Genomic DNA, 22,578 nt, shown 5'->3' with positions numbered 1-22,578 from the left:
ATTGGAGAACGAAATGTTTTCACTCAATACTGTTACGCTTCGCCCACTGGAATTTGAGGATATCCCTTTACTGTACACCTGGGATCTGGATCATGAACTCAATATGCTCTCGGGTTGGAGCCCACGACGGTCTCGGGCAGCCTTTCAGCAGATCTATGAGCAGCGGATTACCAATCCCTCAGAAAATATGGCCACGTTTGGTATTCAGTTTGACGAGCGTCTGATCGGTTTTGTCCAGTTAGCACTCATCGATCTTGAGGAGAAACGGGCAGCGGTTGGAATCCTCATTGGTGAGAAACAGCTATGGGGACGTGGCATTGGGAAGACGGCATTACAAATCTTACTTGACTATGCCTTTACGGTACGAGGGCTTGAACGCGTCTATGCCGAAATCTATAGTTTTAATACGCGTTCGTTCCGCTTGATGGAGCAGGTCGGATTTCAGCGCGAAGGGATTCTTCGTCAGCACGAGATCCATAATGGAGTGCGCCAGGATATGCACGTCTTTGGTCTTCTCAAAACAGAATTCTATACTCATCATGAGACCATCTTTCGCATCCCTGGCGCTCATGCACCCAAACAGTAACAAATTCTAGGAAAGGAGCCAGACCTTCGCATTCGTAAAGCTTACATCCGTGGTAGTATCGCCATTATAGGAAAGCAGGCCAATCTCTCCACTGGCAAAACTGTTATCCTTCACACGATCGACAAAATGTTTGTTGACATAGAGCAGAATCATCGAATCATAAGCGATAACAGTGAGGACATTTTCCTGATTGTAGCCAGTCTTAAAGGAAGAGATATGCTTGCCTTCCAGTAACACTGAGACAAGGCGATTGTTACTGATAACCATCAATCGATAGGCCCCACTGGTATCAAGGTTCCAGAGATAATAGGTATGATCACTATTCGACGTGCGAAACACAATTCCACCACCCAGTCCCTGTAGAATTGCATAATTCACTTGAAAAGCAAATTGTTTATAGACCTGACCCGATGTACAATAAAAGAGCGCCTGGGGAGTTTGAATAGTCACATGGAGAGAGCCATCCTTAAACAGGCAGGTAGCAGACTGATCTGCAGCACCAGGATCAGTGGTATGCCAATAGCTGACATTTGTGTCGCTTAATGGGTCGGTATCATCCGAGGCTTTACCAGTCACGCGGGAATAGATTGTTTGTGGATCAGTAGAGGCGTAGTAGAGCTGAGATGATTGAACTTGTTTGCTGAGATTGTTCATGAATGATTGAATATTCTGGCCGTATTGCAAATACAAACAGGAAGAGAGGCTACACACACTTATCGCGATTACAATAATCAAGGCTATGATACGCGAGATCCAGAAATTGAGATGCCTTTTAGGCGAGACTGGGAGAATTGGTGCCGTTCTAACCATTGGCACTGGCTGCCCCTGTTCAATAGGGGCAGCCAATGGTTGAACAGATACCTGACACTGTGGACAAACGCTCTCACCCTCAGATATCTTATGACCGCAAAGACCGCACTGCATAGTTTTTCTATTCCTCATATTTTTTACGTATGCTACGTTATATAAGACAATCCAACCTATTATGACATATATTTGCTCGCTTGCATAGTCAGATATATCTATTTGATTTCCTATACACTTCGTCTCAATTTGTCTGCTAGTGAATCAATGGCATAGATATGGCTAGAAGTACCCGTTCATTTAAAATATGCCTTTGTACGCATAAATATGGTAAACTGGTCAGTAAAAAATAGGAGAACGCAGGTTCAGCCAGAGAGGGAGCCGCAATAGCATGAATAATCCTCCTATCAGAGTACGTGCATGTCTTGCAGTCTTTGATCAGCATACATTGATTATGGTGCCTCATTATGGAACAGACGTCGGATCAGTACAATGGCATCTCCCTGGGGGTGGAGTTGATTTCGGCGAATCTTTGAGAGAGGCCGCTCTTCGGGAATTTTCTGAAGAAACAGGGCTGCGGGCGTCGATCGATTATCTGCTCGACGTGAGTGAAGTTATCAAGCCAGAGCAACCCTGGCATAGCATCACCGTCACTTTTTTAGGCACCCTTCTGGGAGGGCAGGTCACTGCGGAGGCTAATCATCCTTTTGCGTCCCTGGGGGACAAAACGCCTCGTTGGTTTTCCTGGGAGGAATTACAATCTTTGCATTACCATCCCCTTGTGGCAGTGAAGGCCGCCTTCAAGAGAGAGCGCAATGAAGAAAACCATCTCCGGTTCGAATGAGGAATAATCACCCTTCTGGCCAATCTCATTCGCTCAAACAAAACTGGTTCCACCCAAAAGTGATTTTATCCCAGGATTTTGGGCAGAACCACCAAAACAAGAGTAGAAAAGACGTCCTCCCATAGTGAGAGGGCGTCTTTTCTACTTTATGACAGTATGGCAAAGTCGATGTACAAACGAGACAACAGACACCAAATAGATTCCCAGTTGCATTATCAGTGCCCAACCAACTGGAAATGATGACAAGCGCAATCAGGTTGCTGATATTTCATGGGCTGTTGTTCTCCATCCATTCAATTGAACAGATGGAGCTGTTCTCAAAATTGCTTTCTCTCTCAGTTGTTCAGTTAAACATTGCTCAAATAGCTGGTAAATAGCGTGGAATCTGAGAATTGACCTTGCGAACCTCCAGACACTGGCTTGAGAAGCGAATGACGATACGCCATTTCTAGTCATTGCAGCAATGGGCAACCACATGATACTTGAGCCGTGAGATACGGCTCAAGTATCATGTGGTTATGAGGAGGATTCGCGAGACCTCAGGGATGTCAGGAAGCGGATATTGTTGCGGCTGTCACCGCGCCTGCACGCTCGTAATTCACGATGATGATACCATTTGGGGAGATGTGGCTCTCCGTCATCTTGAACGCCGCTGGGATGGTGCCATCGGTAAATAACTTTTTTCCACTCCCTAACGTCAGCGGATAGATCTTGAGCCAGAATGCATCGACTAAATCATGCTTCATCAGCGTCTGAAGGAGATGCGCACTGCCGTATACGTGCAAATTTGGCCCCGACTCTTGCTTAAGTTGGCTGACTTTTTCCGTAATATCGCCGCCGAAAAACACGGAAGGCTGCCATTGGCTAGAAGTGCGGGTATTGGAGGCGACATACTTGGTCGCTGTACTGACACTGGGCCATTGGTCCACATGGTACGGCCAGTAGGATTCCCAAATGTCAAAGGTTGTGCGTCCTAACAAGAGATCAAACGGCATGCTCATTTGCTTCTTCATAACGGTTCCAAGAACATGATCAGAATAGGGATCTTGCCACCCGCCATACTTGAAACCACCACTGGTATCTTCCTCTGGCCCTCCTCCAGCTTGTATGACCCCATCAAGGGTGACGAATTCGAGTGCAATAACTTTTCTCATGACCTATTTCCTCTCCTATCTGGTTGCTGACCACAGATGTTCATCGCTGTTTCATTTCTTTCCCTCTTGCATTCGGCATGAGTGATGAAGAACATTGATTGTTTTGCAAGCTGTACCTATCTCTCTTCTATGAGCTGAGAACGAAAGCGGTAATGCGGATGTTGCTTCCATCCTCGGACCTGCTCTTGTCGGGAAAGATCAGCTAACGCGCCGATGTAGCTTGCCTCAATCCAGGCATGGGCACTGGCGGAAGTCGCTCTCCTAAGAAGCGCATCAATCCCACGGCAATGGTGGCACTCCATGTTGATTGACTCAACGACGATTGGCAACAGCCACGTATCGCTGCTTCGAGCTCGCCCCCGATTTTGTGGCACAACCCCCAAAACAAGGACGGTTTCTGTCCTGCTTTCCGGCTATACTGTAGAGAGTAACGAGAGAGAACGTGATCTGATCGAGCCAGGTCACATATCAGCACAGGGGGGATTTCAACGTATGTTGGACAGAACAGCGTTAGTACAGCAGCGCCTTGATCATCAAGGGATCAGTCGTCCGCTTTTTTCAGATGCGCTCGCAGCTGTTGATTGGCTGGTGGCCGTTCAGGCGCAAGATTATGGAGCGGCTAAATGGGCCCTGGCCCTCCGCATACCAGAGGCAACAGAGCAAGAGATTGACAGAGCATTCGATGCTGGCACAATCCTGCGTACGCATGTAATGCGACCCACCTGGCACTTCGTCACACCTGCAGACATTCGCTGGCTCCTTGCACTCACAGCCCATCGCGTCATGGCTCTTAATAGCTCTCTCTGTCGCAAGCTTTTGCTCGATCATGCAACCTTTCTGCGCAGCAATGACATCATCACCCGAGCACTGGAGGGCGGAAACTATCTCACTCGACCAGAACTCGTCGCTCATCTAAAGCAAGCTGGTATTCGCGTTGAGGAAGATCTTCAGAGCACCCTCTTCATGATGCAGGCCGAGCTTGATGGCATCATCTGTAGTGGACCACGGCGAGGAAAGCAATTCACCTATGCCCTGCTGGATGAACGCGCTCCTCAGACGAAACGGCTTGATCGCGATGAGGCGCTGGCACACTTTACGCGCCGCTACTTTACCAGCCACGGACCAGCAACTGTGCAAGATTTTGCCTGGTGGTCAGGGCTGACCATAACAGATGTCAAAGCAGGTCTCGCCATGGCCGCTTCCGATCTGGTCTCTGACAGTATCGACGGCCAGACCTATTGGTTCGCACCATCGCAGCCAGCAACCCTCAGACAGGCTCAGATAGCGTATCTTCTGCCAAACTATGATGAGTATGTCGTCGGCTATACAGACCGGAGCGCCATCTTTGATCTCGCACACACAGACAGACTTGATACACGTGGCAATGTCCTCTTTACCAATACAATTGTACTCAATGGCCAGATTATCGGGACCTGGAAACGAACGCTCAAAAAAGAGACTGTCATCGTTGAGCTCAATCTCTTTCTATCGCTCAACGATGAACAGATGCAGGCTATCTTACAAGCTTCTCAACGCTATGGAGAGTTTCTCGAAAAAAAGGTGCAGACGCTATTTGCTATCACCTCAACGGCTACCAGTGCTATTTATTGATGCAGGTATTGCCAAAGGCTGGATTCAGAAGTGCGATAACATTCACAGTGTTTCCGCACACATTGATGGGAACATGCACAGGGGCCTGAAGAAGATTACCGCTGAGAACTTTGCAGTCCACGCACGTCTCATTATCTACCGTTGCTCGTTTCTCCGTTATCGTAAGACCAATCTCGGTGTCTGTATGATTGGCTCGAACTACGCCCTCAACCGACACCGCCCCATCTTTCCCTGCTGCTTCACAGAGCGTCAAGGTACCCATACGCCTGCCCGTCTCAGCATCATTAATTGCAGCCGAATCAACCTCCTTGAGCCCTGAAGCACAGACACTCGACGCATAAACATGTGTAAAAGGGAAAGCAAGAAAATGTAAAGCAAGGAGAGAAAAAACGAGAAGAGTGCAGCACAGAATATTTCTCATATATACCACCCCTTATCCAAAGCACACCACACCATTGTAATAAGTTTAACACAATTTTATATGATTTTCTATTAGAAAGAGTCATAGATAGTGCTTCAAAATGCAAATCAATAGAAACTCATGAAAGAGTCACCACCTACCAATGAGATGCTACCGGGATGCTACCTGTCTATTCTTATCCTGACACTTTTCATTCGTATTCAGAATGTGGAGAAGGCTACGGAGATGCTCTCATTTGCCTCTTGAGAGAGCTTTACACAGAGCTTGACACCCAGCCATACGAAAGCTCATAATAAGACTATGAATACATCTTCATCTATTTCTGAACATCCTGAAGAAACTCATACTGAATTATTATCTTATGTACAGAGAAGCAGTTTTCTGCATCAAAGAGATGTCACCTGGGGTGGGGCGCAACTGCGCATAACGAGCTACGCAAATCAGGAACTCCCTCCACAGGCAAAAGACTACGTGACCTCAGTTCGCTGTCTCGTCCTGCGTGAAAATGAGGTCCTGGCGATCCAGGACCCACATAGCTATCATCTCCTGCCAGGTGGACACTGTGAAGCTGGCGAGACGTTTGAACAAACCTTGAGGCGTGAACTCCAGGAGGAGAGCGGTTGGACCGTCCAGACTCCCTATCTTATTGGCTTTCGCCATCTCCTTCAGGCCTATCCTTATCCACCTTATCCTTATCCACACAATCTTCACCTGATCTACTGTGCACTGGCCGATAGCTATCACCCTGACATGCGAGAGGTCGATGGTTATGAACTGGGGGCAGCCTTCTATCCGATCAACCAGCTAGAAGCGCTCGCTCTGGGGCCAGAAGACCGGGCCTATCTGCCTCTAGCTCTGGCATGTTTGGAAGGCAGGACCTCACAAGAACGCCGCTAAAAGCCATCTCCCCTGGGATTGCATGCAGGCTCAGTCTCCCTTTGAGATGAGGCGGCGCACAATTTAGGGAGAGGAAAGAGCGTCTATCAACACACTGGCATGGCGCAGGTATTCCTCTCGCGCATCCCCTTTTTCCTCAACATCCATTAATGCCACCTTGTGTGCTAACATCTGTGCGAGATACGTTTGAATCTGGTCCAATTCGGCTTTTTTTCTCTCGATCTCCTTCATCTTTTGGCGAATAAGCTCAACCTTCTTTTGCAGAGGAAGTTCATTTGCCTCATCTGCCTGGATCAGCTCTTTGAGTTCTGCTAACGTAAATCCTGCCGCCTGACCTGCCTTGAGCATCATGAGATAGGCAACTGCATCCTCGGAATAGTCCCGATAGTTATTTTTCCCACGACGGATCGAGCGCTGCTCAAGAAACCCCTCTTTCTCATAAAAGCGAATGGTATGACGCGTCAAACCGGTCTTTTTTTCCAATTCTTTGATCAACATCGCAAACTCCTCCAAAAGGGACTTGACTATAGAGTCTACTCTACAGTTTACACTCTGAACAGAAACAAGGCAAAAGGGCTCAAGAAGAGAGATGAATACAATCATCAATCACACGAAGGCTATCCAGCCAAGCAAGAACAAACCAACGTTTGAGAGGAGAAAACATGAATACGATTGAGCAACGGAAATTAGGAACATCAGGTCTGGTTGTCCCAGCCATGGGGGTTGGTATCTGGAGTTGGGGTGATACCACCTGGTGGAACTATGGTCAATCACACACCCAGGAAGATATCATCCAGGCCTACCGCACCAGCCTGGATGCTGGCTTCACCTTCTTTGATACGGCGGAAGTCTATGGCAACGGTGCGTCAGAGCGCTTGCTTGGAGAGCAGTACCGCGAAGATGGCCGTCCCATCACCATTGCAAGCAAATTTGCGCCACCGCTCACGCGTTTTTCTCATATGGCCCGCCAGCGTTCATCGGCACGTTCCTTGCTGCAAGCCTTAGACCAGAGTCTGGAGCGTCTGGGGGTTCCCTGCATCGATCTCTATCAAATCCATACGCTGTCACCGGTGCTCAAGGTGGACGACCTGATGGATGTGCTGGCAGAAGCCGTCCAGGCTGGGAAGGTGCGCTCGGTTGGAGTGAGCAACTACAGCGCTACCCAAATGCGGCAAGCCCATGCGAGACTCGCCCAATACGGGATTCCTCTGGCGTCGAATCAGGTTCGCTACAGCCTCTTGCATCGCTACCCCGAAACCAATGGAGTGCTGGATGCCTGTCGGGAACTGGAGGTCGCACTGATCGCCTACAGTCCGCTGGAACAGGGCATTCTGACTGGCAAATATCGCAGCGCGGACGTCTCGATGCCAGCCAATACACGCAGGATGTTGAGTCTCTTCCTTCGACTCGATCTGACCGGAGATACCAAAGGGGAAGTTCCTGCCTGGCGGCGTTTGTTCTCAACGCCTCGTGTAATGCAGCGCAAGAAAATAGAGCCACTGTTTGTGATCCTGGAGGAGATTGCCCATGCACATGATAAAACCATCGCGCAAATCGCGCTTAACTGGCTTCTGACCAAAGACGAGTGCATCATCCCTATTCCTGGTGCCAAGAATGCCCGCCAGGCACGCGAAAATGCTGGAGCACTCGGTTGGCGCTTAACTCCAGAAGAACATGCTCAAATTAGTCAGACGGAAGTTGCCACACGATAAAGGAGAAGATTGAGTGAGTATGATGAGGTGCCAGGGATCGCTTCGATGACGCCTCCTTCGTCACAGCAGAGCGGCTTTCGTTTTTCTACAAGACAACCTCTATCCCGTGAGATATACTCTTCCATGTGTCATAGCACCAGAAGGAGAGACTCCTCGTAGCTTTTATAGATTGGAGAACAGATGAGAAAAATTGTATCGGGTTTGTTTATTTCGCTTGATGGCGTTGTTGAAGCTCCTAATACATGGCAAGAACACTTTGATGAGGACATGGGGGAAGCGCTGACGGCACAGCTCAATTCTCAGGACGCTGTGCTTCTGGGAAGAGTGACCTATGAAGAATGGGTCTCCTACTGGCCTACATCTACTGATGAGCCCTTCGCCAGCTATATTAATACCATCTCCAAATATGTCGTCTCAAGCACCTTGAAAAGCGTCGAGTGGAACAACTCGACACTCTTCAACGAAAATCCCGCCGAGGCACTGGCTTCACTCAAGCAGCAGCCCGGAAAGGACATTGGCGTGGCTGGCAGTCCAACCCTTGTCCACTCGCTGCTTGAACAAGGATTGCTAGATGAACTGACCCTTATGGTCCATCCGGTGATTGTGGGGAAGGGAAAGCGCCTTTTCGAAGATGGAGAGAGCCTTAAGAGGCTGAAACTTATCTCCACCAAGGCAACCAGGACAGGCACAGTGATCCTCACCTACCAACCAGTAAAGGCATAGATAGTCTCAAGTGGGTCCTTTTACTATTAATCCCCTCGTCATGTTCATATTACGAGCATAATGGGGGGATTTTTTATGGTATCATCACATACAATGACACAAAAAGAAGTTCTCAGGGAATAAATGCGAAAACATTCCTCTCAAACTCAGAAGCCAGGCAAAAGCAGACGGCTTTTCCTACCATATTTATACATTGCTCAAGCAAGGGTACAGCAACACTAAAAGGTGAAAGAGAAAAGGGGGCTTAAAAAATAACGCGTTACACGGCATGCTTTTTTTATGCAAACAAAAAACATCAAGCCGATGAACGCGTCTCTCCAATTTTGCCCCAATTTGGCGTATTCTGCAAGAGGCCAAACAGGGCAAGGAAACAGTGTGGTGCATGATCGCCAACGAGAACGCTATTGTTGCAAGATCTGCAAAAAAACGTTTACCTCGCGAACAGGAACCATGTTCGAAGGGCTGCGCAAGCCGACCGCACTCATTGTGATTGTGGTCACGTTGCTCGCTTATGGCTGTCCGGTGCAAGCCATCGTCAAAGCCTTTGGCTTGGATGAACGAACCATTGCTCTGTGGCGAGATCGAGCGGGAAAACAGTGCCAACAGGTGCATGAAATGATGATGCAGCAAGCCGATCTCACTCTCAGTCATGTGCAAGCCGATGAAATTCGCGTCAAAGGGAGAAAACAGGTGATCTGGATGGCCCTCGCCATGCTGGTTCCGACACGACTCTGGTTAGCTGGCGTCGTGCAGCCAACGCGTAACGCACGCTTAGCGGATCGTTTGTTTGCGCAGGTTCGTCAGTGGAGCAAGCATATCAGCGCGATCCTGGTTTGCGTGGATGGCTGGCCAGCCTATCCGCACAGTATTGAGCGTACCTTTCGCTCAAAAATCAAGCGAGCGAGTGGGAGAGGACGGTGTTGTTTAGAAATCTGGTCCAACCTGGTGATTGGGCAAGTGATGAAACATCAGCATAAGCACCACGTGGTCGAGGTGGAGCGACGTTTGCCGCATGGTGATCCACAGAAAGCACAGGAGCTCTTACAAGAAACCCCTGGATGTCAGATACTCAACACGACTTCCATTGAACGATTGAATGGGACCATGCGAGAGCGTCTGGCCAATTTCACTCGCAAATGCCGGCATGCAGCCTCTCGGCTTGAGACCGTACATCACGGCATGTTTTTGTTGGGAGTCACCTACAATCTGTGCTGGCCGCACCAGCAGTTGAGCACCCAGGATCAACAGATCAGTCCTGCCATGGCGAGCGGTTTCACCGATCATCTCTGGAGTCTTGTTGAGTTGTTCACGTACAAAGTCCCACCCGAAGCCTGGCAAGAGCCGAAAAAACGAGGGCGCAAACGGATCAAGCCGTTGCCTGATCCTCATCAGCCAAAACGACCGCGGAGGAGACCACGCAAAGTCATTTTGTGCTCATCCACCGTTTAGTGTGGCTGTACCATTGTTTCTGGTACATATGTCTTTTTTGTCGTAAGGCATGGTTCAAAACCATGTGACACTTTTGAACAGTCAAACGACAAGAACAGGATAGCCCAACGCGGCAAGCCAATCAGGCTGATCTTCGGTCGATCCTGTTCGTTGTAAAGGGGAGAGCCCCTCATGAAGTCCACGAGGTGCAATCCGATGATTCTGCCAAACAGCCAGCAGTGCAAGCATTCCTGCAGAAAGCGTGCGATGAACGGCCAAATGAGGCCGCACAATGCTGTGCCAATTTTCAACCGCACTGCTGGCTCGAACCGCTCGATCCCAAGCCGTAAAGAGAAGGGAAGCTTGCGCTTGCCACAGCGATGGAAGATCACGCAAGAGATCCTGGCTGCTTGGGCCAAGCACGCTTCGCCGCTGCCATGCCCATGCCAGCAACGCGACGGCTTGAGAGCCCAACCGCGAAAGCGCCTGCTCCTGGCTGCCATCGAGCAGTCGGGCAAACAACAAGGCATGAGGCAAGGCCAAACGCAGTTGCTTACTCAGCATCGCAAGGTGCTGCTGCAAGCCCGGTTGCGCCAGCATCGCCACCTCGTCGAGCAGGGCAACGATGGTTTGCAGTTCCTGTTCTCGAAACGAACTGCTCATGATAGCCCCATCATGCAACACGACCACATCCAACAACGCATGCAACTGTTCACACAGATAGCGCACCGCATCGGCAACCGATTGCATTTGAGCCAGGACGATGTGCTGTTGGTGCAGCGTTCTGCCCGATGGTCTTCCTTGAATGTGTTTTCCCGCCGCGACGCGTTCGGCTTGCCGTTGCAGCGCTGGCAGGCGGTCTTGTTCGGCTTTCACAGCTCGCTCAAGACGCCCTTGAACTTGTGCCGCGACGTGAAAGAGATGCCACACATCTCTTTGATGGGTCTGGTCGAGTTCCAGATGGCTCAATGCGTCAGCAATGGCCCGGCCTCCGTCGCTGACGGTGTGAACGGGCTCAATGCCTTGTTCGCTCAACGACCACAACACCAGCGTCCAGCTTTCGCCATCGACCGCCACGGGAGGGATGCTCGCCCACACTTGTCCGCTGTGAACATCAATGACATTGAGATAGGCTTTGCCGCGCTGGCTACTGTATTGCTCATCGAGAGCCAAGGTTCGTGGTGCTTGTGCACGTTGTCGGTTCATCCACGCTTGCGCACGTTGCCCCGCATCTTGGATGATCGTGCAAATGCTTCCTATGCTGATGCGTATGCCATGCAACCGTTTGAGCGTCGATTGGATGCCTCGATACCTGGCGTGGTTTTCGATCAACAAGGTCAGAACCAGTGTGGCAAGCGACGTTTTTTGCTTCAGTGGGACCAGCGGTGCACCCATCGCTTCATGCAGCGCTTTGCGCCCGCTTGCCGCCCACCGATACAAGGTCTGACGGGACACCTGATACGTTCGGCTCAACTGACTCACCAATCCATGACTTGGCTGGGCCAACATCTGAGAAATGATATCAACGCGCTGCTCAATCGTGCTACAATGATTCATGTTTCCTCCCTGAGAACAGTGTTGTTTTTTTTGTCAAAATCACCTTATCTCTCAGGGATTCTTTTTGTCAATCGTCGCGCTCATGTGTCACATGGTTCTCACTCCATTTGAACCATGCCAGATAAAATTTAATGAATAATTCACAAATGAGAAAGGAGAGCCAGAGCTCAAAAAACTATGAGCAAAAGCCGCCCTACAAACCTTGCACAACTGAAGGAGGCTCTCGTCGAAAAGATTTCTGAACAACACCTCCCGGATGTGTTCGCACGCATTGATCACGCGAACGGCTTTACCCGCCATCTTGTTGGGCGTTGAACTGATGCTGCGCCTTCGCACCTGGATGAAGTTGAAATTTTGCCGCCCATCGAAAGAAACGCAGCACGAGCATAGATAGGCATGTATGAGAGAAGCATCCATGTCTCTCTCCCTCCAGAAATATAAAAAATTGCTTTATGATAGAATTTTACATCTATTCTGAGCCAACCTCTACAGCGCCTGTGTCAACAGGATCTTTTCCCTTTGCTGGAAGCCTTGCTTACGTACAAGATCGGCCAGCCCTTCTAGAATACGAGCGGCAAAAGGATGTTCAGGGTCCAGGTGCTGTTCGAGAATGGCTTGTGCTTGCTGATAGAGCTGTCCTGCCTGGTCGAAGCATCCCTGAGCGGTTGCGATGGTTGCCAGGCCCAGCAAAGGCTCTATCAGGGATGGGCTTTCGGCTCCAAAAGCTTGTTCATTGAGGTGCAATGCCTGCTGAAAGAGCAATTTGGCCTGCTCGTCATTTTTCTGTTCAGCCTGCAAAGTGGCCAGTCTGATCAGAACTGGGGCGGCCAGAGGAGTATCCTGGCCGAATTGTTGTTTCAGCAAGATAAGCGCTTGCCGATACCATCGTCTCGCCTGCTCATGGTCGCCTCGTTCAGCACAGAGATTGCCTAATCCTCGATAAGAATCGGCTATATAGGGATGATCCGGGCGCAACTGGTGCTCTAGAATGTCCAGCGCTCTCCGGTAGAGTGCTTCGGCCTGTTCATACGTCCCTCGTTCGACCGCGAGATTGGCGAGCCCTCCTAGCGGATAGGCCACCAGGGGATGGTCTGGACCTGATTGCTTCTCCAGTAGCGTCAACGCTCGCTGATAGAGTGGCTCGGCCTGTTCATAGCGTCCTAACATACGATAGACCTTTGCCAGATTTTGCAGGCAGATCGCCGTTTTCTCATGCTCTTCTCCAAAGACTTGTTCTGCGATAGAGAGCGCATGCTGAAAGAAGGTTTCTGCCTGCTGGTATTTTCCTTGATAGGAATACAGCAGCGCCAGGTTATGCAGACTCTGGGCGATGTCGTTCTGAGGAATCTCTCCCGGCTGGCGACGGATCTGGAGCGCTCGTTGAAAGAGCGGCTCAGCCTGCTGGTATTTTCCCTGGCGCAAATACAACACTGCCAGATTGTTCAGGTTCCGGGCTAAGGAGAGAGGATGTGCCCCCTCTGATTCCTCATGTAAGGACAGTGCTTGCTCAAAAAATGGTCTGGCAGCTTGATAGAAGCCATGCTCCATATAGTAGAGCCCTGCCCGGTTGAGAAGCTCGGCTGCCTCTGGAAAACGTAGCCGATACTGCCGGATCAAGACTGCGCACTCTTCCACCTGCCCTAGATAGCGCCTACACGTTGGCCAGGAGCTGACATCGCGCAGATGACGCGGGAAGAGCGTATGCACCGCTTGCACCACACGCTCCGCCCACTGCCTGCGTTCATCAGGAGCTATGAGATCTCGTTGTACCACCTGGATGAGGCGATGCAGACTCAACTGGCGTTCCCTACCAACGCGTTTAATCAGGGAAAATGCCTGCAAGGCTTCCAGCATCAGATTGAAGTGCCAGTGATTAGCCACCGCCTGTTGTAAGGCCGGGGGCCAGTACGAGGCTCCGTCGATGAGCAGTTCTTCCGGGATATCATCAGGCGCCAGAAATGCACAGAGCCGCAAGAGTTCCCTCGCCTGCGGATGGATCTCTTCCACGCGCTGAAACGAGAGGGACCAGGTGGTTGCCACCGATTCAGGATAGCCCATGTGCTTGCCCCGTCGCGCAAGTAACTCGTAGCGGCGCTGGTGATAGATCTGAAAATAGTCTTGCAAGCTGCATCCAGTCTCTTCAATATAAGCGCCAGCCTGATCGATAGCCAGAGGAAACTGGGCCAATGCAATCACAATGTTCGTGGCTTCTTCTATCTTGTTGGCGTTGGCAGATATGGTGTGTTGAGCCCGTCGCAGCAAAAACTGTACCCCCTCCATCACCTCCATGGTATTTACCTCTATGGAAGAAGTAAGTGAACCCACCGCGCTTGAGCGTGTGGTCAGCACAATATTGCCATTCCCCCGAACAGGCAGAAAGGAGTGGCCAAAGGAAAGGTCGTCGGCGTTGTCAAAGATCAGCAGCCAGGGCCGATCGCAACGTTCCAACCAGCGGAGAACCTCCGCCACCAGTGTGCGCTGATCGGTCTCCTTCCAGGAGAGGCCGATAGGCAAAAGCTCTGCCAGTGCGACGAAGCTGGCCAGGATGGTTTCTAAACTTCCGGCATTGATCCACAACGTATGAGTATATCGTCCCTGCTCGCGGGCCCGATAGGCATACTCGACGGCTATCTGTGTTTTACCGATACCTCCCAGTCCTTTGATAACTTGCGCCTGGGTCAGGGCCACCTGGCGGATACCAGGCGGTGAGTCTGGTTTCTGGAGCGAGAATTGGTGTTCCAGGAGTTCAAAGAAGGTTTCGCGCCCGGTGAAATGAGGATTACGTGCGTAGGGGACAGTCCAGATTGCCGTCTCCTCGGGCTGCGTGTCCTCTGGTTGTAACACTGCAGATGTTTCATCCTCTGAAGCGTACATGGTGATCAACCCCAGTTCCTGGGAACTGAGCTTGAAAAGCTCGCAGAGTTTCGCTCGGTAATAGGCACCTGGCTGCTGAGTGCCACGTTCCCAGCGCTGCACCGTCACATTGTTAATACCCAGTTGATCAGCCACATCGTGCTGACGCCAGTTGCGTCGAATACGTTCCTGCTGTAAGCGTTCATTTTTCGGCATAGGAATACTCTCTTCTATGTGCTGCTGTTTTCTTCTCTTAATACTGAGGATATCCCCAAAATAGCACAATGACGGGGGAGAATCAGATTGGGGCGGGTTAATCGCCCCAATCTGGTCCTCCCTCGTCAGATTGACGGCGAATTCTGTCACAAAATACAATACCAGCATGAAGGAATGTAAGAGAAACAATATATAATATCTTTTCTTCTCTCATTTTTGGCATAGAAACCTCTCTTTCTTTCTAGTACATGACTCGGAGAATGGAGCAGCTTTTGCTCTGAAACAGAGCACTTGATATCTCATAAGCACTATCCTGTGCTCAAGCAAACCACTCCCATCCTTGAACACAGGCTGGTCCGTTCCAAATGGATGTGTTATGCTAGAACAAACTATCAGACAAGGAAGAGCCTGAAGTCACCAGCAAGTTTCCCAGACTCTTCCCAACCGGGTGGACCCGCCTTAAGCGCATCCACACTCCTTAGTATAGGGGGAGTGTCAGGGTAAATCAGTGTCCTGCAGTTCCCATATCAGGTTCCTTCAGTTCCCACTACGCGCTCGTTGGTCCATCAGAAAGGCGTACTCCTGGTGAAGCAATCCTCTTATGGGGAGCGCGACTACCCCTTTGGGCAGGCCATGCTGACGCTGCGTACAAGCATCGGGCTGACGCAAGCTGGTTTAGCTGAACTGCTGGGTGTCTCCCGCAAAGCAGTGGTGAAATGGGAGGCCGGAGGTTCGTATCCTAACGTCGAGCACCTCAAGGCCTTACTCGCCTTTGCTGTCAACCAGCAAGCCTTTCCTGTCGGACGCGAAGAAGAGGAGATTCGCGCCTTCTGGCGTGTGGCCCGCCAGAAAGTGTTGCTGAATGAAGCCTGGCTCCAGGACCTGCTCCATCCTCCTGCGCCTATCCAACCGTTCGCACGTACTAATCTCTCTGTGGATCTTGCGCTATCAGAGCCTGTCGCCTTCTCACGTGTTGATTGGGTGGGAGCCCTCGACGTGAGCCACTTCATCGGTCGTGAGGTGGAAGTGGCTGAATTGACTCAATGGATCGAGCAAGAACACTGCCGCCTGATTGCCCTGCTCGGTATGGGCGGCATCGGCAAAAGTATGCTCGCATCCTTCCTGGGACAGCACCTGACTCCTCATTTTGAGGCAGTGCTCTGGTGCTCGGTACGCGACGCCCCTTCGTGTGAGGATCTGGTTGCCGATTGTATCACGTTCTTCTCCGAGGAACTCCCCACAACATTTCCCAGGTCGCTTGAGCAGCGTCTCAACCAGTTGCTGGTATGCCTGCAGGCGCATCGCTGCCTGCTAGTGCTCGATAACCTGGAGACACTGCTAGCGAGTGGGGATACTGAAGGTAGCTACCTGCCAGGCTACGAGGGCTATGGGCGACTGATCCAGCGCCTGGCCGAAGCAGCTCATCAAAGCTGCGTGCTGGTAACCTCCCGGGAGAAGCCCAAAGAAATTGCGCCGTTAGAAGGTGTTCGTGCGCCTGTGCGTTCGCTCCGTCTGATTGGAGTGGACATCCAGGCCGCGCAAGAATTGCTCGCTGACAAGAGACTCAACGGCACACCCACTGCCTGGAAGCACCTGGTTGCTAGCTATGCAGGCAATCCCCTGGCCTTGAAGATCGTGGCGCAGGCAATCTCCGACCTCTTCAGTAACGATATCGATCAGTTTCTGCACGAGGGTGAGCTGATCTTCAATGGCATCCGGGCGCTGCTGCGCCAGCAAATGGGACGTCTGACGCCCCTGGAGCATCTCTTGCTCACCTGGTTAGCCGTGTTGCGCGAGTGGACCTCCCTGGATACGCTGGTACAGATTCTTCCTTCCAGGGTACCACGCACCCAGATGCTGGAGGCGCTGGAGGCGCTGGGACGACGCTCACTGCTGGAGCGGGGGCTGCAGACGAGCTTTAGCCTGCAATCGGTGGTGATGGAATATCTTATCGATGCGCTGGGCAAACGTCTGAGTGAGGAGATTGTGCAGGGAGACCCACAACAGTTGCGCAGATATGCTCTGGAGCAGGCGCAGGCCAAAGATTATGTACGCCAGACACAGGTTCGCATGCTGGTTCATCCGATCATCGAACGGCTCCGATCCGAACTGGGAGCAGACATACAGGTCGAGGCATGCTTGCTACGCTTGCTGGAGCAATTCCGTTCCGAGGATGTTGCTACACAGAGCTATGGTCCCGCCAACGTTATCAGCCTGCTCAAAGAGTTGCGTGGGCATCTGCGCGGCCTGGACCTTTCCCGGCTCTTCATTCGCGGGGCCTATCTGCAAGGTGTCGAGATGCAGGATGCGATCCTTGCTGGAGCAACGTTGCGTGAGGTGGTCTTCACCGAAGCCTTCGATGCGGTGCTGGCGGTGACCATCAGTCCGGATGGGCACTACATCGCAGCGAGCACCAACGGTGGGCAGGTGCGGGTCTGGCGCGAGGAGGGCCAGGTGGCCCACCTGATCATCCGGGGTCATACCGAGCGTGTGAGCGCCATCGCCTTCAGTCCTGATGGACAAGCGCTGGCAACTGCTAGTTGGGACCAGACGATCAGGCTCTGGGAGGTGGCCAGTGGAGCCCTTATCTGGACACGGCAAGATCACACTGCCCCGGTCACTACCCTGGCCATAACCCCCAATGGGAAACTGGTCAGCGGGGGGTATGATGGCACGTTGCGCGTGTGGGACGTAAGAACCGGGACACACCTTTCCAGTCTATCACATCAGAACGAGCAGATCTGGGCCATCGCCTGGAGCCCGGATGGGCGGATGCTGGCAAGCGGTAGTACAGATACCGCTGTCATCCAGCTGTGGGACGCCGACCAGGGAACGCTGCTGCAGGAACTGCATGGACATAGGGGTATGGTCAGCACACTGGCCTTCGCCCCTACCACCGGGCTCCTCGCTAGTGGCAGTTTCGACCAGGAGATCAAACTTTGGGAGGTGGCAACGGGCACCTGCCAGACGACGCTGGCAGGCCACACTGGAGGGGTATCAGGACTGGCCTGGTCCCCTGATGGCCACACCCTGGCCTCGGCTAGCCACGATAAGACAATTCGGCTTTGGGATGCTCAGACCTGGCAGTGCCGTCATATCCTCCAGGGGCATCGTGATGGTGTCCGTTCCCTGGCCTTTTTGCCCGGAGGAGATCGCTTGCTCAGCGGCAGCATGGATAGCACCATTCGCACATGGGAGAAGGTGAGCGGGCAGCATGTGCGCGCGATGCACGGCTATACCCTCACGTTGTATGCTCTGGCCTGGAGTCCTGATGGACGCTTCCTCCTAAGTGGTAGCAGCGAGGCGACGCTTACCCTCTGGAACGTGACGACCCAGACTCCCGTACAGAACCTGCAGGGGCACCAGCAGTTCGTGCAGACAGTCGCCTGGAGCCGCGCCGGAAAACAGATTGCCAGTGGAAGCGCTGATCAAACGATACGCATCTGGGATGCTCAGACGAATGCCTGTACTCATATCTTGCAAGCTGGCCTCATCATCAATGTGGATTGGAGCCCGGATGGCCGCTGGCTCGCCAGTGGCAGTTATGATCATAGCGTCCGTCTCTGGGATATCCAGGAAGGCTCCAACCGGGTGGGAATTGAACATACCGGCCTGGTCTCTAGTGTTGTCTGGTCTCCAGATGGCACACTCATTGCCAGCGCCAGTGAAGATGGACAGGTCCAGGTCTGGCAAGCGAAGGATAGCGCCCTCCTATGCCAGTTCAATCACGGAGGTGCCGTCACAGCTCTTTCCTGGAACCCGAACGGCGAACAACTGGTGATCGGAGGAACTGATGGAGAAAAAGGGACGTTGCTTCTCCTGGATGTACGACAAGGCAGACTCGTGAGGACGTTAGAAGGCCATCGTGGGTTTATCACGAGACTTGATTGGCATCTTGAACAAGATATCCTGGTGAGTGCGGGAAATGATGGCACCGTCCGCTGGTGGAACCCGGAACACGGGGTGAGCCTGGCTGCTGTTCAGGCTCACGATGGATGGGTCCGGGTAGTGCAAGTCAGCCCCGATGGGCAGACGGTCGCCAGTTGTGGGGAAGATGGCGTCATCAAGCTCTGGGGGATGCAGAGTCATCAGCATCTCGCCACCTTGCGAGCCGACCGGCCCTATGAGCGGCTGAATATCAGCGACACAATTGGGCTGACGAACGCTCAGCAGGCGGCACTGCGCAGTTTAGGGGCTGCGAGCGCGGATGGTTCACCATCCAGCTAGCCCCGAGGTTCAGGGACCCTGAACCTCGGGGCAAAGTTAGTAGCTATTTATCTAAAGAGACCTGCAGAGTGCTGGAGGAAGGCTGCTCCTCTGGTGGGACCGGAGGAAGACTGGAGGACTGCCCCTCTAGCAGAAAGCGCTCGACATGAGCCAGGGGACCGGGAATGAAGGCCAGCGTAATGACCACAATGAACACTCCCAGAACACCGAAGACCAGGGCTACATTTTTAACCTGGTCAATGACAAGGCCACTGAGCACATCTACCACGGGAACAACCAGCGCAGCCAGGAGCTGGGCAGACAGGATGACGCGCCCCAGCAGGCGATCTGGCCCCGCGCCCTGCAAAATGCTGAAGAGGGCCACATTGAAGATGGCGACCATGCCATATATTCCTCCCCAAAGAATCACACTCGCCCAGAAGTTGCGCGTGATGGCGAAGATGATGGTGAGGACACCCGCGAGCAGAAGCGAACCCAGCAGGAGGATACCATATGGGAGGCGTCGCTTCAGGGGACCAGCAGCAAGGGTGGCAAGCACTCCGCCGACACCTAGAGCAGTGGCCAAGACGCCCACCTGCGTATTGCTGGCATCAAGGACTTGCTTGGCGAAGACCACCACCTGAGCGTTGATCGGGGCAAGCGCCATGTTGACCAGGAGTGCCAGCAGAGCCGCCATGTAAACCACCGGGTGGGAGAAAACATAGCGTAGCCCCTCCAGAATGGCTGGACCGAGCGCAGCCTGGCTTTGCTCTTGAACTGGTGTCCCATTGAAGCTGCTTCTGATGAACCCGAGCGAGCCTGCCGACCCCAGAAAAGTAAGGGCATCGCACCACAGGACGGCCTGGATCGACCAGTGAGTCAGGATCAAGGTAGCCAATAGCGGGCCAACAATGAAGGCCACGTAGACGCCAGCCTGCATCCGCCCATTGGCCTTGATCAGCTCGTCTCGCTTCACCAGGTGAGGAATGGCTGTAAGACTCGCAGCACCAAAGATCATTGATAGAGTCGCATTGAGAAATGTGATCAGATAAATCCACCAAAGAGGAAAATGAGTAGAAAATGCCAGAAGGGGCACCAACCCGAGAAGTATTGCACGCGCGATATCCAGGCCAATCATCAAGACTTTGCGATCAACGCGATCCACCCATGCTCCACTCACTAGACCAAAGAGCACATACGGTAAATACGTTGCGGCCAGGGTCAGCCCGACTTTCAGTGCTGACCCTGTGAGATTGAAGACGAGTAGTGGCAGGGCGAAGTTAGTGAGCGCGCTACCGATCTGTGAAATGGTCTGACCCGTCCAGAAGATCCAGAAGTCACCGGCTTTTCTCCCAAAAACGGCCAGGCTCGTTTGTTTCATCAATCCATTCTCCTTGTCATTTTGTTCGAGCAATGTTAATTTGCCAGGATACCGGCTACGCCGCCAGTCCTGTCAGCGCCAATTACGTGAATCTTTTGTTGTAATTGATCATTGCGAGACAGGGAGCTTCTTTTTTCCTACATTTGTGGAAGCATTCCAGAAAACGTGTACCCCTACACCACGCTGGTCGTTTGCTAACACATCTGCCATCATAGCATGGAAAGGGGAATTAAAGGAAGAGCCTGGTTTGTCAGTCAGGGCTTTCCAATGCTGAGAAGGGAGATGCTCCTCTGAGAACGCCTCAAACAATACTGCCACCAGTTTATCCGTTTGAAGAGCCAGCTCCGCCACAGAGCTCTACCCAGGAGACCAAAAAGATGGATGTATGCAGTCTCCTGGGTAGCGCTCCGTATGAGAATTATTCTCCCAGCGGCGGGCCAGTCACAACCAGACCGTACTTGCTGGCAAGCTCTATGAGCGCTTGCATATCGAGTTGAGGTGCCAGATAGAGGGGGCGCATCCCTTCAAAGAAGCCTCGCAGCCCTCCTGGCAGGAACGTGACGAGCATTTTTCCTGCTGTCAAAGCACGCCAGGCATGTGGTACTCCGCTCGGAATGCGAATAAATGTCCCTGGCAAGACAGTAGACACTGACTCAGCAAGTTTGATCTGATAGGTTCCTTCCAGGATAAAAAGCAGCTCCTCTTGTTGGTGAGCATGCTCAGGTGGTCCAACCTGGGGAAGGGTGGTGACTACAGCATAATCGTAAAGCCCATTGGTTGCCTCTCCGGTTGCTTTCCAGGTCCAGTATTCCCCACTGGCTTCAAAAGTGGTTTCGCCTGCGTTCTCCTGCAACACGAGAGATGATATATTTATGTTCATAGATCTTTACCTTTCATTTTCTCTGTTTGACAGGTTATTTACTCAAGAAGGCGAGCAACTTGCTGACTAACTCTTGCGGGTGCTCTTCAGGTATCCAGTGTCCCGAGTTGCTTATCACGTCGCCTGTGACGTTCGTGGCATACTGCTCAACCTGAGTGAAAATCGCTGTGCCGATGCTATGGTCCGCTCCAAGAGCTAGCACTGGCATCAGTAGCTTTTTCTGGCTATAAACATCCACCTGTGCAGTGTCCGTTTTGAATGCGCTAAAATAACTAATGTATGCGTGCAGACGCGCAGGATCTTGCCAGTTTCGGGCATACAGTGCTATCTCTTCCGCGGTAATACTCCCCTGGACCTGCACTGGCACGGTGTTCTGGAAGAATTGCTCTAAAAAGGTCTTTTCACGCCCCTGTATGAGCTTTTCCGGCATCTGTGGGACACCGAAAAATCCAAACCACCAGACGCCGGGGCCGTTAGCAGTGAGCGCTGGATATTGGTAGAGGCTCTTATCAGGGATCGGTGCCTCCAGCAACGCCAGATGTTGCACGCTAGTGGGATAGAGTTCGGCATACGCAAAGGCGACCATCAGGCCAATATCATGACCGACGAGATCGATAGAATCTAGCTTTAATTGAGTAACAAGACCCCGAATATCTTGAGCCATTGTCATTTTATCGTACCCGCTTGACGGTGCATCGGTCTGACCAGCGCCTCGCAGATCTGGCGCAATCACCAGATAGTGTTTCGCCAGATCTGGCAAAACCTTATGCCACGAGTACCAGGTCTCTGGAAAACCATGCAGTAGCACTAAGGGCCTGCCCTGTCCTCCGCGCACATAATGCATACGGATGCCGTTTGTCGTGACAGTACCTTCTGTAAAACCAGCAGGGAGAAGCGTATGCTCTTCCTGAGCGTAAGACGCCTGGATGTGTGTTGCCGGAGGTAGAGTTGGTGGCGACAGACGCCATGCGGTCAGAGCAGGACTCAAAAACACCACAAGGGCGAAGCCCAGGAGCCAGCGTCTCCTTCCTTTCATGAGGAAATATTTGAGCATGGCAAACCGGCCTTGTACTAACTGAGGACGCCCGCCGAAAGGTTTGCTCACTTTCGTATTGCCAGAATGGGCAGAATTGTTTGTTGTCATTGAATGCTTTTTTCCTTTCTCACTTTTCGTCAGTTGATCTGGGAAGAGAAGAAAGACGTACCTGAATCTTTCGTCTGGACTGGATAGCGGAATCATGCTCCTCTTTCCAGGTAAAAGTCACTGGCGGATGCGTATAGCTTGCATCTGCTAGCGTCAACTTC

General features: G+C 52.0%; 16 protein-coding genes and 1 pseudogene. 8 read left to right on the top strand and 9 right to left on the bottom strand.

Annotation, left to right across the window (positions count from 1 at the left end; all coding sequences use genetic code 11):
* Positions 1-13 precede the first annotated feature (13 nt).
* Positions 14-586, top strand: coding sequence for a GNAT family N-acetyltransferase (locus EL628_RS24890; protein ID WP_126582699.1), 573 nt, complete (start codon positions 14-16; stop codon positions 584-586).
* A 6-nt stretch (positions 587-592) separates the two neighbouring features.
* Here the strand turns inward: EL628_RS24890 and EL628_RS24885 are convergent, their stop codons facing one another.
* On the bottom strand, positions 593-1,396 hold the full coding sequence (locus EL628_RS24885) for a hypothetical protein (protein WP_136626722.1): 804 nt from the start codon (positions 1,394-1,396) through the stop codon (positions 593-595).
* Between the two features lie 385 nt (positions 1,397-1,781).
* On the opposite strand from EL628_RS24885, the gene EL628_RS24880 reads away from it, so the two are divergent.
* The gene (locus EL628_RS24880; protein ID WP_126582697.1) at positions 1,782-2,234 is read left to right on the top strand and encodes an NUDIX domain-containing protein; all 453 of its coding nucleotides are present in this window, start codon (positions 1,782-1,784) and stop codon (positions 2,232-2,234) included.
* Between the two features lie 548 nt (positions 2,235-2,782).
* Here the strand turns inward: EL628_RS24880 and EL628_RS24875 are convergent.
* Positions 2,783-3,388 (bottom strand): dihydrofolate reductase family protein, encoded by a 606-nt coding sequence (locus tag EL628_RS24875; RefSeq protein WP_126582696.1) that lies wholly within the window; start codon positions 3,386-3,388, stop codon positions 2,783-2,785.
* A 300-nt stretch (positions 3,389-3,688) separates the two neighbouring features.
* Between EL628_RS24875 and EL628_RS24870 the strand changes: the two genes are divergently transcribed.
* A complete protein-coding gene (locus EL628_RS24870; protein WP_126582695.1) occupies positions 3,689-4,999 on the top strand; it encodes a winged helix DNA-binding domain-containing protein in 1,311 nt (436 codons plus the stop codon).
* Here EL628_RS24870 and EL628_RS30645 read toward each other — a convergent pair.
* Positions 4,989-5,108 (bottom strand): annotated as a pseudogene (locus tag EL628_RS30645) (chaplin); the annotation flags it as partial. The gene EL628_RS24870 and the pseudogene EL628_RS30645 overlap by 11 nt on opposite strands.
* A 612-nt stretch (positions 5,109-5,720) precedes the next feature.
* Here EL628_RS30645 and EL628_RS24860 point away from each other — a divergent pair.
* Positions 5,721-6,317, top strand: coding sequence for an NUDIX hydrolase (locus tag EL628_RS24860; RefSeq protein WP_126582694.1), 597 nt, complete (start codon positions 5,721-5,723; stop codon positions 6,315-6,317).
* Positions 6,318-6,380: 63 nt separating this feature from the next.
* On the opposite strand, the gene EL628_RS24855 is transcribed toward EL628_RS24860, so the two are convergent.
* Positions 6,381-6,815, bottom strand: coding sequence for a MerR family transcriptional regulator (locus tag EL628_RS24855; protein ID WP_126582693.1), 435 nt, complete (start codon positions 6,813-6,815; stop codon positions 6,381-6,383).
* 164 nt (positions 6,816-6,979) lie between these two features.
* On the opposite strand from EL628_RS24855, the gene EL628_RS24850 reads away from it, so the two are divergent.
* The 3 genes from EL628_RS24850 (at position 6,980) to EL628_RS24840 (ending at position 10,201) form a co-directional block, all read left to right on the top strand.
* On the top strand, positions 6,980-8,029 hold the full coding sequence (locus EL628_RS24850; RefSeq protein ID WP_126582692.1) for an aldo/keto reductase: 1,050 nt from the start codon (positions 6,980-6,982) through the stop codon (positions 8,027-8,029).
* A gap of 180 nt (positions 8,030-8,209) precedes the next feature.
* Positions 8,210-8,752 (top strand): dihydrofolate reductase family protein, encoded by a 543-nt coding sequence (locus tag EL628_RS24845; protein ID WP_126582691.1) that lies wholly within the window; start codon positions 8,210-8,212, stop codon positions 8,750-8,752.
* A gap of 378 nt (positions 8,753-9,130) precedes the next feature.
* Positions 9,131-10,201 (top strand): hypothetical protein, encoded by a 1,071-nt coding sequence (locus tag EL628_RS24840; RefSeq protein WP_245994429.1) that lies wholly within the window; start codon positions 9,131-9,133, stop codon positions 10,199-10,201.
* Between the two features lie 81 nt (positions 10,202-10,282).
* Here EL628_RS24840 and EL628_RS24835 read toward each other — a convergent pair whose 3' ends face one another.
* Positions 10,283-11,737 carry a hypothetical protein gene (locus tag EL628_RS24835; RefSeq protein ID WP_126582690.1) on the bottom strand — a complete coding sequence of 485 codons (1,455 nt, stop codon included), beginning with the start codon at positions 11,735-11,737 and terminating at the stop codon, positions 10,283-10,285.
* A 486-nt stretch (positions 11,738-12,223) separates the two neighbouring features.
* Positions 12,224-14,806 carry an FxSxx-COOH system tetratricopeptide repeat protein gene (gene fxsT / locus EL628_RS24830; RefSeq protein WP_161975752.1) on the bottom strand — a complete coding sequence of 861 codons (2,583 nt, stop codon included), beginning with the start codon at positions 14,804-14,806 and terminating at the stop codon, positions 12,224-12,226.
* Positions 14,807-15,391: 585 nt separating this feature from the next.
* On the opposite strand from fxsT, the gene EL628_RS24825 reads away from it, so the two are divergent.
* Positions 15,392-19,033 (top strand): WD40 domain-containing protein, encoded by a 3,642-nt coding sequence (locus tag EL628_RS24825; RefSeq protein ID WP_126582688.1) that lies wholly within the window; start codon positions 15,392-15,394, stop codon positions 19,031-19,033.
* Positions 19,034-19,076: 43 nt separating this feature from the next.
* Here EL628_RS24825 and EL628_RS24820 read toward each other — a convergent pair whose 3' ends face one another.
* The 3 genes from EL628_RS24820 to EL628_RS24810 all read right to left on the bottom strand — a co-directional run bounded on the left by EL628_RS24820 (position 19,077) and on the right by EL628_RS24810 (position 22,417).
* Positions 19,077-20,393, bottom strand: a complete 1,317-nt coding sequence (locus EL628_RS24820) for an MFS transporter (protein WP_126582687.1) — start codon at positions 20,391-20,393, stop codon at positions 19,077-19,079.
* Positions 20,394-20,811: 418 nt separating this feature from the next.
* On the bottom strand, positions 20,812-21,273 hold the full coding sequence (locus EL628_RS24815; RefSeq protein WP_126582686.1) for a cupin domain-containing protein: 462 nt from the start codon (positions 21,271-21,273) through the stop codon (positions 20,812-20,814).
* 34 nt (positions 21,274-21,307) lie between these two features.
* Complete coding sequence (locus tag EL628_RS24810) at positions 21,308-22,417, bottom strand: alpha/beta fold hydrolase (RefSeq protein WP_218028992.1); 1,110 nt, start codon at positions 22,415-22,417, stop codon at positions 21,308-21,310.
* Between the last annotated feature and the right edge of the window lie 161 nt (positions 22,418-22,578).

This window comes from Tengunoibacter tsumagoiensis (assembly GCF_003967535.1).
GTDB lineage: Bacteria > Chloroflexota > Ktedonobacteria > Ktedonobacterales > Ktedonobacteraceae > Tengunoibacter > Tengunoibacter tsumagoiensis.
This window is presented reverse-complemented; position numbering and strand designations above follow the sequence as displayed.